The organism is Micromonospora sp. NPDC049580 (assembly GCF_040675595.1).
Lineage (GTDB): Bacteria > Actinomycetota > Actinomycetes > Mycobacteriales > Micromonosporaceae > Micromonospora.
Window position 1 is genome coordinate 1 of sequence record NZ_JBFAPG010000213.1, and the last position, 10,107, is coordinate 10,107.

Annotated in this window: 11 protein-coding genes; 10 read left to right on the plus strand and 1 reads right to left on the minus strand. The window is 74.7% G+C overall.

Features of this window, described 5'->3' with window-relative positions:
• Positions 1-859 precede the first annotated feature (859 nt).
• The 10 genes from AB0J68_RS18155 (at position 860) to AB0J68_RS18200 (ending at position 9,637) form a co-directional block, all read left to right on the plus strand.
• The gene (locus tag AB0J68_RS18155; protein ID WP_363939500.1) at positions 860-991 is read left to right on the plus strand and encodes a hypothetical protein; all 132 of its coding nucleotides are present in this window, start codon (positions 860-862) and stop codon (positions 989-991) included.
• The gene (locus tag AB0J68_RS18160) at positions 991-1,893 is read left to right on the plus strand and encodes a hypothetical protein (RefSeq protein WP_363939501.1); all 903 of its coding nucleotides are present in this window, start codon (positions 991-993) and stop codon (positions 1,891-1,893) included. The genes AB0J68_RS18155 and AB0J68_RS18160 overlap by 1 nt, the downstream gene beginning before the upstream one ends.
• Positions 1,890-3,482: a contractile injection system protein, VgrG/Pvc8 family gene (locus AB0J68_RS18165; protein ID WP_363939503.1), complete on the plus strand. Its 1,593-nt coding sequence runs from the start codon at positions 1,890-1,892 to the stop codon at positions 3,480-3,482. Before AB0J68_RS18160 ends, AB0J68_RS18165 begins: the two co-directional genes overlap by 4 nt.
• Positions 3,482-3,820 carry a hypothetical protein gene (locus AB0J68_RS18170; RefSeq protein ID WP_354862849.1) on the plus strand — a complete coding sequence of 113 codons (339 nt, stop codon included), beginning with the start codon at positions 3,482-3,484 and terminating at the stop codon, positions 3,818-3,820. Before AB0J68_RS18165 ends, AB0J68_RS18170 begins: the two co-directional genes overlap by 1 nt.
• Positions 3,817-4,248 carry a GPW/gp25 family protein gene (locus tag AB0J68_RS18175; protein WP_354862851.1) on the plus strand — a complete coding sequence of 144 codons (432 nt, stop codon included), beginning with the start codon at positions 3,817-3,819 and terminating at the stop codon, positions 4,246-4,248. The genes AB0J68_RS18170 and AB0J68_RS18175 overlap by 4 nt, the downstream gene beginning before the upstream one ends.
• Complete coding sequence (locus AB0J68_RS18180) at positions 4,245-6,881, plus strand: putative baseplate assembly protein (protein WP_355065249.1); 2,637 nt, start codon at positions 4,245-4,247, stop codon at positions 6,879-6,881. The genes AB0J68_RS18175 and AB0J68_RS18180 overlap by 4 nt, the downstream gene beginning before the upstream one ends.
• A complete protein-coding gene (locus tag AB0J68_RS18185) occupies positions 6,862-7,419 on the plus strand; it encodes a phage tail protein (RefSeq protein ID WP_355065247.1) in 558 nt (185 codons plus the stop codon). Before AB0J68_RS18180 ends, AB0J68_RS18185 begins: the two co-directional genes overlap by 20 nt.
• Positions 7,416-8,348: a hypothetical protein gene (locus tag AB0J68_RS18190; RefSeq protein ID WP_355065245.1), complete on the plus strand. Its 933-nt coding sequence runs from the start codon at positions 7,416-7,418 to the stop codon at positions 8,346-8,348. Before AB0J68_RS18185 ends, AB0J68_RS18190 begins: the two co-directional genes overlap by 4 nt.
• On the plus strand, positions 8,345-8,803 hold the full coding sequence (locus AB0J68_RS18195; RefSeq protein ID WP_355065243.1) for a hypothetical protein: 459 nt from the start codon (positions 8,345-8,347) through the stop codon (positions 8,801-8,803). Before AB0J68_RS18190 ends, AB0J68_RS18195 begins: the two co-directional genes overlap by 4 nt.
• A gap of 81 nt (positions 8,804-8,884) precedes the next feature.
• Positions 8,885-9,637, plus strand: coding sequence for a hypothetical protein (locus AB0J68_RS18200; RefSeq protein ID WP_355065241.1), 753 nt, complete (start codon positions 8,885-8,887; stop codon positions 9,635-9,637).
• A gap of 95 nt (positions 9,638-9,732) precedes the next feature.
• Here AB0J68_RS18200 and AB0J68_RS18205 read toward each other — a convergent pair.
• On the minus strand, positions 9,733-10,107 hold a 375-nt coding region (locus AB0J68_RS18205; RefSeq protein ID WP_363939507.1), incomplete at its 5' end, for a DUF6807 family protein.

The window sequence follows — 10,107 nt, forward strand, 5'->3', positions numbered from 1 at the left end:
CGGCCCGGCCGCCCAACCCGACGACGACGCACGCGGCGTCCGGGCGACCGGTACGGCGGACGACCTCGGCGCGACGGGCGGCCCGAGCACGGTAGGCGGCCCCGGTGCACCCGACGGCCACGGCCTCAGCAGGACGGCCGGCCTCGGCGGGAGAGACGGCCTCGGCCGGACAGCCGGTCTCACCGGGACGGGCGGGACAGACGTCCTCGGCGGGTCAGACGTCCTCGGCCGGACGGGTGCGGTGGGGGCGGACGGGAGACCGGACGGATGGCGGCCCTCCGGCCGGGATGGGAGGTCGGGTCGGGTGCCCGACGCCTCTGGCCAGGGCGGTCGACCGGGCGGCTCGGGAATCGGCAGTGTCAGCCCTGGTGGCGACTCCGACGCCACCCACCTGCCGGGCGGGCACGGCGGGAAGGCGGCGTCCTCGCTGGCGAATCGGCGCTGGTCCGGCCGGATACTGGATCGTTGGCCCTCGCGCCCGTCATCGTGGCGGGGCGCGGCGACCCGGACGGCCACGGCGGCCGCACCGGTGGGACCGGCACGACGTGACACCCCGACCACCGACGCACGCGTCCCGACCCGGGCAGGCGTGCCCGCCGCCCCGCCCCCGACTACCCGGCGCGGCTCCCCGCCCGCGATCGTCGAGGAATTCGGCCCCTCCAGGGGCACCTTCCAGCCACGATCCACTACCGCCCCCACCGCCGTCGGCGGGATGGCGGTGGGCGGCGCTGACAGGTGGCCCGCCCTACCGGACGAACGAGCGCAGCAGGGCGGCGTACGGGCCACACAGCCCGGCGAGCCCGACCGCAGCCACCGCGATCAACGCGAACCGAGTTCCGGGCAATGGTCGGTCGGCACGATGTTCCCAGCGTCGACGGCCGTCGACCCGTGGCCGGAGCTGCCGGACGACGCGCCGCTGTGGACGGTGCCCGGGGCGGCGCTCGACGCCGGTCACGTGGACCGCCTGGATCGGGAACAGGCGGGCGGCTGATGGAACGTGTCGCCTTCCTCATCGACTCCTCCGGGGAGCGGGTGGACTGCCTGCTCAACCCGGAGACCGTGCAGGTGACCCGGCTCGCCGGCGTACGTCATCGGGGCGCGGGCGGCGGGCAGCTCACCGGGTCCGGCCTGGCCGACGACCCGCTGGTCTTCACCGGCGGCGGCCGTACGGAGCTGGTGCTCGACCTGCTGTTCGACGTCGACTTCGTCCAGGCCCAGGTCCGCCCCACCGACGTACGGGTGCTCACCCGGCCGCTGTGGATGCTGGCCGAGAACTCCACCGCCGAGCACGGGTGGCTGCGTCCGCCGCTGGTCCGGCTGGTCTGGGGTAAGACCTGGAACGTGCCCGGCGTGATCATCGCGGTGGCCGAGCGGTTCGACGCGTTCACCGGCACGGGCTCGCCGCGGCGCTCCTGGCTGCGGCTGAAGCTGGTCCGGGCCGCCGAGACGGCCGACCAGGCGCAGGCGGGATTCGCCGAGGAGCTGGCCGCGGTGAGCACCCCGGCGGCCGCCCCGGGCAGCGCCGTGGTCGCCGCCGGTGACGGTGCCGCCGAACCGGGTCAGTCCGGGGTGCGCTTCGACCTGCTGGCCAACGACGCGCTCGGGTCGCCGCTGCGGTGGCGGTTGCTGGCCGAGCACAACCGGATCACCGACCCGCTCGCGGTGCCCGCCGGCACGACCCTCGCGGTCCCTGCCAGCGCCTCGGGCGGCGGCGGGCCGGAGTCGACGCTGGCCGGGATGGCGCGGGCGGTGGCCGGCGCGGTGGGCGCCGGCGCGTCGTTCGTGGGCGCCTCGATCGCCACCGCGAGCTGGGCCACGCCGACCGGCACAACGCCCGCCAGCACCAACCCGGACAGCACGCCGCTCGGCACCGGCTCGGGGAGTACGCCATGACCAGCGTCGCGCCCCGCGCGCTGACCGTTTCGCTGGACGGCGTGGAACTGAACGCCGCGGCCCGCCAGCGGGTCCGCTCGCTGCGGGTGGCCGCCCGGCTCGACCAGCCGACCCAGGCCGAGCTGGTGCTCGCCACCGCCGCCGGGGGCGGCGCTCTCGACCCGGCGGCGCGGCCGGGCACGACCCTCGACGTGCGGCTCGCCGATCATCCCGACGCGCTGTTCACCGGTGAGGTCACCGCGGTGGAGGTCGAGTACGCCGCCGACGGCGCGGCCGTGCTGCGCCTGCGGGCGTACGACGCGCTGCACCGCCTGCGCAAGCGGCAGGACCTGCGGGTCTTCACCTCGGTGACGGCGGCGGAGCTGGCCCGTGAGCTGTGCGGCGAGGTGGGGCTGACCGTGACGGCGGAGAGCGACGGGCCGCGACTGGAACGGCTGCTTCAGCACCGGCACAGCGACCTGGAGCTGCTCCGGGAGGTCACCGGCCGGGCCGGGCTGCACCTGGCCGCCGACGGCGACGACGTCCGGCTGATCACCCTCGCCGGCTACGGGGAGCCCGTCGCGCTGGCCCTGGGCGCGAATGTGCACACCCTGCGGCTGTCCACCAACGCCGACCAGGCCAGCGGCGCCAGCGCCGCGCTGGGTTGGCATCCGCAGCGGGCCGAGCCGATCAGCCAGCAGGCCGACGAGGCGCGCTGCGGCCGACCGGCCGGTGACCGGCCGGACCCGGCCGACGTCGGGGCGGACGGGGTACGCACCGCCGTCGACCAGCCGGGGCGCAGCGACGACGAGTTGGCGGCCCTGGCCCAGGCGCGACTGGACCTGCGCGCCGCCGCGCTGGCCACCGCCGAAGGGCTGGCCGAGGGCGATCCGGCGCTGCGGCCGGGCCGGCGGATCGACCTGACGGGTGTGCCCGACCCGCTCGCCGGGGCGTACGTGCTGACCGAGGTGGTGCACACCGTGGACGGCGACGGGCACCTGACCCGCTTCTCCACCGTGCCACCGCCCGCTGCCCCCACGACGGCGGGCGGCGCGGTGGTCACCCTGGGCACCGTCACCGACGTGGCCGACCCCGACGGGTTGGGCCGGGTGCGGCTGACCCTGCCGGCGTACGGGGACCTGGACGCCGGCTGGCTCGGCGTGCTCTGTCCCGGTGCGGGACGCGGCAAGGGCCTGGTGGCGCTCCCCGATCCGGACGACACCGTGCTGGTGGTGCTGCCCGGCGGCGAGCCCGCCTCGGGCATCGTGCTGGGCTCGCTGTTCGGCGCCGTCGAGCCGTACGACGCGGGTGTCGACGACGGGAAGTCCCGCCGCTGGTCCCTGCGGACCGCCGGCGGGCAGTCGATCGTCGTGGACGACGTCCAGCGCAGCCTGCGGCTCGCCACCGAGGGCGGCAGTTGGCTGGAACTCACCCCCGACCTGGCCACCCTGCACGCGGCGAGCGACCTGGTGATCTCCGCGCCGGGCCGGGCCATGGTGGTCCGCGCCCGCAGCGTGGACTTCCTGCACGCCGAGGCGCCCGAGGACGCGACCACCGCGGCGCAGCAGGCCCGTTCGCTCGCTCGCGCCCATCACGAAGGAGGCGGCTGATGCGCTGGATCCACCGCGACTCGGTGATCACCTGCGACCACGACGGCCGGGTCGAGAACCAGCCCTCGCAGCTCTGGGTGACCGTCACCGCCGTGCCGGTGCTTGTGGACGACGACCCGGAGGGACGAAAGATCATCGCCTGCCCGAACTACGGCCCGACCATCAAGCCGTGCGCGAAGACGCTGACCGTCCGGGTCGGCTACAGCGACTGGCTGCGCGTCGACGGGCACCGGGTGGTGCTCTCGCACCTGGAGGGGTTCACCGACGGCACACCGCCGGGAGCGGTCCACCACACCGTCCGCGACCCGCGCCAGCAGTTCCTGGGGGCGGACCGATGAGGGCGTTCCGTTTCGTCGGCGCGGGCTTCGACGCCGGCCGGGGCGGCGGGCTGGCGCTCACCGCGGCCGGCGGCCTGGCCATGACCGAGGGCGACGAGAGCGTACGCCAGGCGCTGTTCCTGTTGTTGTCCACGACGCCGGGCGAGCGGCTGATGCGACCCGGGTACGGCTCCCGGCTGCACCGGCTGGTCTTCGCGCCCAACGACGACACGACGGCCGGGCTGGCCATCCACTACGTCCGGCAGGCCATCGCCCGCTGGGAGCCCCGGGTGGAGGTCATCGACACCGACGCCGGACCGGACCCGGACGACGCGTGGCGACTGGTGATCCGGCTGGACTACCGGGTGCGGGCCAGCCTGACACCCGGGCAGCTGGTGTTCTCCGTGGACCTGCTCCCCGCCGACGACGAACCGGGAGGACAGTCATGACGCTGCCCGTGCCGCACCTGGACGACCGTGGGTTCCTCGACCTCGTCACCGAGGCCCGCGAGCGGATCCAACAGTCCTGCCCCGCCTGGACCGACCTGTCGGCGCACGACCCGGGCATGGCGCTGGTGGAGGCGTTCGCGCACCTCACCGAAGTGATGATCTACCGGCTGAACCAGTTGCCGGAGAAGGCGTACGTCTCGTTTCTGAACCTGCTCGGGGTGGCGCGGCACGCGCCCACCGCGGCCTGGGCGGACGTCGTGTTCACCCGCGCCGGCACCGACCGGGACGCGGTGCGGATCCCGGCCGGCCTGCGGGTCGCGGCGGCGCGCGGCGCCGATCCCCGACCGGTCCTGTTCGTCACCACCGAACCGGCCCTGCTGGCAGCCGGGGAAGCGTCGGTGACGGTCCGCATGCACCACTGCGAGCCCGTCGAGGCGGAGCTGCTGGGTGTCGGCACCGGCCAGCCCGGCCAGGTGCTCCGGGCGGCGCACGCTCCCCTCACCCACACCGGCGAGCCGCTGGACCTGCTGCTCGGGGTGGAGGTGCCGGCCGGCTCGGTGGAGCTGGGGGTGGCAGCCCGCGAGCACGACGGCCGCACGTTCGAGATCTGGCAGCCGGTGGACAGCTTCGCCGGGCTCGGTCCGCAGGCCAAGGCCTACCTCGTCGACCGCTGCTCGGGCACCGTCACCTTCGCCCCGGCCCTCGACCTGCGACCGCCCGCCGGTGCGGGCGAGGCCGCCGGGCCGGGCGGGGCGGTGACGGTGGCGGCCGTGCCGCCGGCCGGGCGACAGGTCCGGCTCTGGTACCGGGCCGGCGGCGGTCCGACCGGCAACGTGGCGGCCGGCACGCTGACCAGCCTGCGCGATCCACTGCCCGGGGTACGGGTCGACAACCCCGCGCCCGCGGCCGGCGGCCGGGAGATGGAGGCGCTGGAATCGGTGCTGCTGCGCGGCCCGTACGAGTTCTTCGCCCAGCAGCGCGCCGTCACCGCCCGCGACTTCGAGGTGCTGGCCACCAGCTCCGGCGCGGTGGCGCGGGCCCGCGCGTTCACCCGCTCGGCCGTCTACAGCTTCGCCCGGCCCGGTGAGGTCGAGGTGGTGCTGGTGCCGTACGTGCCGCCGACGGCCCGTCCGGGCGGCCGGCTGCCGGTGGCGGTGCTGCGCGAGCACGAGGTGCCCGAGGCCCGCCACCGCGTCGAGGGCGACCTGGAACAGCGCCGGATGGTCGGCATCCGCTCGCGGGCCACCTGGGCCCGGTTCAAGGCGGTGTCGGTGCGGGCCCGGGTGGTGGTGCGCCGGGAGGAGGACGTGGACGCGGTCCGGCGACGCATCCACGACCGGCTGCACCAGACGCTCAGCCCGCTGCCCACCGCGCTCAACCCGACCGGGTGGCCGTTCGGTGAGCCGCTGCGCGCGTCCAACGTGTACCGGTTGTTGGAGCACGCCGAGCCGGGCGTGCGCTACGTCGAGTCGGTGCGGTTCGTGGTCGACGAGGCCCCCGACGCCGAGGTCCGCGCCCTCGCCGTCGACCAGTACCAGCCGCGCACCTGGTACGCCGGACGCGGCCCGGTGCTGTTCCGCTCCAGCAACGCGGGCTCCGGCTGGGAGCCGGCCGGCCGGTTCGACGACGAGACCGTGCTGCGGGTGGCGCCCGCGCCCGCGCCGGTGCGACCGGGCATCGTCGCGCGCCCCGGCTCGGTGGCCGTGGTGACGCTGCGCGCCTCGGGCGGCTCCCGGGTGCACCTGAGCACCGACCTGGGTGAGACGTGGTCGCTGCTGACCGACCTGGACTCGCGCATCTCCGACGTGGCGTGGCTGGACCGCGACGGCGCCGGCGCGCTGCTGGTGGCGACCGACACCGGGCTGTACGAGGTGTCGCTGCTGCCCGGCGCGGTGCCGCTGCAGATCCTCGTCGATTCGTCCGACGCCGACCGGGGCTTCTACGCCGTACGCGCGTTCGTCTCCGAGCGGGGCGCTCCCGGTGTGGCGGTCGCCGCGCAGGCGGGCTTCGGGGTGTACCTGTCGACCGCCGGTGGCCGGCCGGGCAGCTTCGCGCACGTCGGCCTCTCCAACGTGGACAACCGGGTCCTCGCGGTGCAGTACGACGGCCCGGCCACCCTGCTGTGGAGCGGCGCGGGCGAGCCGGACCCGAAGAAGCCCGGCCAGGGCTGCCACCGCACCCGGCTGTTCGAGTCCGACGTGCAGTGGCAGACCGTGCAGAGCGGCTGGATCGGCGGGACCTGCCGCGACCTGGCGTTCGCCGGATCGCAGGCCCTCGCCGCCACGCAGAGCGGCGGGGTGCTGCGGCTGGACACCCTCGCGGCCCAGCCGCAGTGGCAGTCGGTGTCGGTCAACTGCGGGCTGCCGCTGCGCGACCGGACCCGGTTCGTGCCGGTGGACGCCGTCGCCGTGAGCGGCCCGGCGACCGTCGGTGCGAACGGTCCCACGGCGGGCGACCGACTGGTCCTGGCCTGCGGTGAGCGCGGCGTGTACCGCAGTGCCGACGCGGTCAACTGGACCGCCAGCGCCAACCAGGCCACCGCCGACGTGGTGACCGTCCCGGACACGTGGCTGCTCTGCTCCGGCGAGCACGACATCGAGGTGGTGCGCCAGGATGCGACGCTCGGCGATTGAGCGGCTGCTGCCCGCCGCCTACCAGCGGGCGTGCGTGCCGGGCAGCGTGCTCTGGGCGCTGCTGGACGTCATGGAGGGGCTGCACGCTCCGGACGAGGCGATCCTCGCCGAGGTGGACGCCCTGTTCGACCCGTACCGGGCGCCCGACCACCTGGTCGTGCGGTTGACCCGCTGGGTGGCGATGGACCACGTGGTGGCCTCGCCCCGACCGGACGCCCCGCTGCCGCTGCCGGTGGGCCGGCTCCGTGACCTGGTGGCCAACGGCGCGCTGCTGGCCCGGTGGCGCGGCACCCCGTACGGGATGCGCCGAGCGCTGGAGCTGGCCACCGGGTTGCCGGGGTTCGTCATCGACGAACCCGACGAGCGGCCCTTCCACATCGTGGTGCGGGTGCCGGCGGCCGCCGCCGGTCAGCTCGCCGTGATCACCCGAATCGTCGAGGCGGAGAAGCCCGCGTCGACCACCGCCGAGATCGTCGTCGCCGCTTCGCCGCCACCCAGCCCGCCGAGCGCGACACCGTCCGCAGAGGAGCCGTCATGACCACCGAATGGACCGTCGTCGCCGCCGCGTCGCAGTTCACCCTGGATGCCGCCAACCACGGCGAGCTGACCTTCACCGTCTCCAATCCGGGCCTGGCGCCGGACACCGTGGTCTTCGACGTGGCACCCGGCGAGGGCAGCCAGCGGGCCTGGTTCACGGTCACCGAGCCGCAGCGGGTGGTCCCCGGGCAGGGCTCGGTGTCCTTCCTGGTCCGCCTCGCCGTGCCGGCGGGCACCGCGCCGCGCCGCTACGACATGACCGGGTTCGCGTACTCGGCGAACACCGCGCCGGAGGAGAGCTCGCGCTCCAGCGGCCGGGTGACGTACGAGGTCCGCGCGGTCGCCGCGCCGAAGCGGACGCCCTGGCCGTGGATCGCCGCCGCGGCGGCGCTGGTGCTGGTGGTCGGCGGCGTGGTCGGCTACCTGCTGACCCGACCCGACGGCACACCCACGCCGGGCACGCCACGGGTCGTGACGGTGGAGGCGGAGAGCCTGGTCGACGGCGCTCGAATCGAATCCCCGGCGAAGACCGCCGCGGCGGTCGGGGCGCAACCGAACTGCTGCGACGTGACCTGGTCGGGCGACAAGCAGCTGTTCTTCACCGGCCTGGCACCCGGCGACCGGGTGAGCGTCACGGTCGAGCTGCCCGCCGACGCGCTCTGGCGGTTCTCCACCAGGCGCACCACGTCCTTCGACTACGCCAACACCATCTGGCAGGTCGACGGGGTGCAGCTCGGCGGCACCTTCTTCGGCTTCACGCCGACGGTCGTCCTGCAGGACTTCACCGACGTGGGCACCGTCCGGCTCGGGCCGGGTCGGCACACGCTCACCCTGGTCGCGGTGGGCAAGACGCAGGGCTTCGACAGGTACTTCGCCGGCGTGGACCAGATCCGGTTCACCGAGGTGACCGGGGCGGTCGCGCAGCGATGAGCGGTCGGCAGAAGGTGGTGCTGGTGACCCTGGCGGCGCTGCTGGTGGCGTTCTTCGTCCTCGCCGTCGGTGTCTCCGGCGGCGACCAGGGCCGCGCGGACGATCCGCCGGGGGTCGTCGAGCGGCTCGGCCGGCTGGCCGGCGCGAGTACGAGCGTCGACCCGGCGACCGTTCAGGCCGACTGCGACCGCACCGGCGACGTGCTCAGCTTCGTCGGCGGCTGCGCGGTGCGCATCGCCGACCCGGGCGAGCTGCGGACGCTGGTGCTGCGCAGTGGTCGCCCGTTCGCGGTGCGCGCTCCGGCGCCCCGCGACGCCGACCTCACCGTGCGCTCCGAGGTCGAGCCGGACGACGGCGGCGAGGCGGTCGCCCGGATCGCCGTCGACCGTGCGGTCACTGTGCTGCTGAGCTGTCCGGGAGGTGTCGGATGCACGGTCACCGTCGCCGCCGACTGACCCGTCCCCCGGCCGGGCCCGTGCCGGCCGCCGGCCCCGGCCGCGCACCTGTCGGCCGGCACGACCGCGAGGAGGCCCGACATGGGTGACCTGCGCAAGCCCTTCCTGCTGCTCGCGCTGGTCGCGGTCACGCTGGTGGTCCTCGTCGAGGTCGGATCGTCACTGCTCACCGGGGGCGGGGACGCCACCGGCGCGCTGCTGGCCGGCGCGGCGGACCTCGGCGTGGAGGTGGACGCCGGCGGAATCAGCGAGCCCTCCGGGCGGGGTACGAGCTACCTGGCGCTGATCGACGTGGTGGCGCTGTGGACCACCGGTCTGTTCTGCCTGAGCCTGGTCGTGCCCGAGCGGGTGCAGGGCCGGATCCAGGGTGTGGCGACGCTGATCTTCTCGATCCTGCTCATCCTGGGCTCGCTCGTGCTGCTGATCATCGCTTTCGTGGAGCTGACCATCATGGTGTCGCTGTTTTTGGCCGTGCCGTTCGGCACCCTGGCGTACCTGGCGTTGTGGGGCTTCTTCCCGGTGGGTGAGGCGAGCCTGCTGCTGGGGCTGGCGCTGCTGCTGAAGCTGGTCTGGGTGGTGCTGCTGCTGATCGCCCAGCCACGGTTCGCGCAGAACAAGGGCCTCGTGCTGCTGGCGCTCACCACCCTGCTTTGCACCGTCGTGCTGGAGTTCCTGCACCGGCTCGTCCCGGTCATCGTGGTGAGCATCCTCGACGACGTGGGCGCGCTGGTCTTCGCCATCGTGGCCATCATCTGGGGTCTGGTCCTGCTGATCGGCTCCATCCCCGCCATCGTCAAGTCCGTGCGGGTGACCGCCGCCCTGCCCACCCGCTGACAAACGCGACCCCCTGTGCGGTTGATCCACACCATATCGCCGAAATGGGGGCATCCAGACGCCCGGACACCCCCATGTCGGCGACCTGGAGTGGATCAACCGCTCGTTGACCTCTGTTTCACCACATGATCACCGCTCACCACGTCAACACGGGCGGAGTTCGCGGCCACTGCCGCGGCGGTGGCAGGGTCCAGGGCTCCATCGGCGACGACCACGCCGTGCCGGCCCTGCCGCTGCAGGCCAGCCGCGATGGTGACCGGCCGTTCGAAGGCGAACGCCACCCCCACACCCGGGTACATCGCGGTCCGCACGAACCACCGGTCGTCGACCCCGAGACCGGTAAAGACCAGGGTGTACGCCCGACCGTCCGGCCCGGTGCCGCAGAGCGCAATCCACGGCTCGGCGGAGCCGTTGACCGCCTCCTCCCCCGTCGCCGAGGCGCTGAACACCGACGCGGGCGAGGCCGAGAC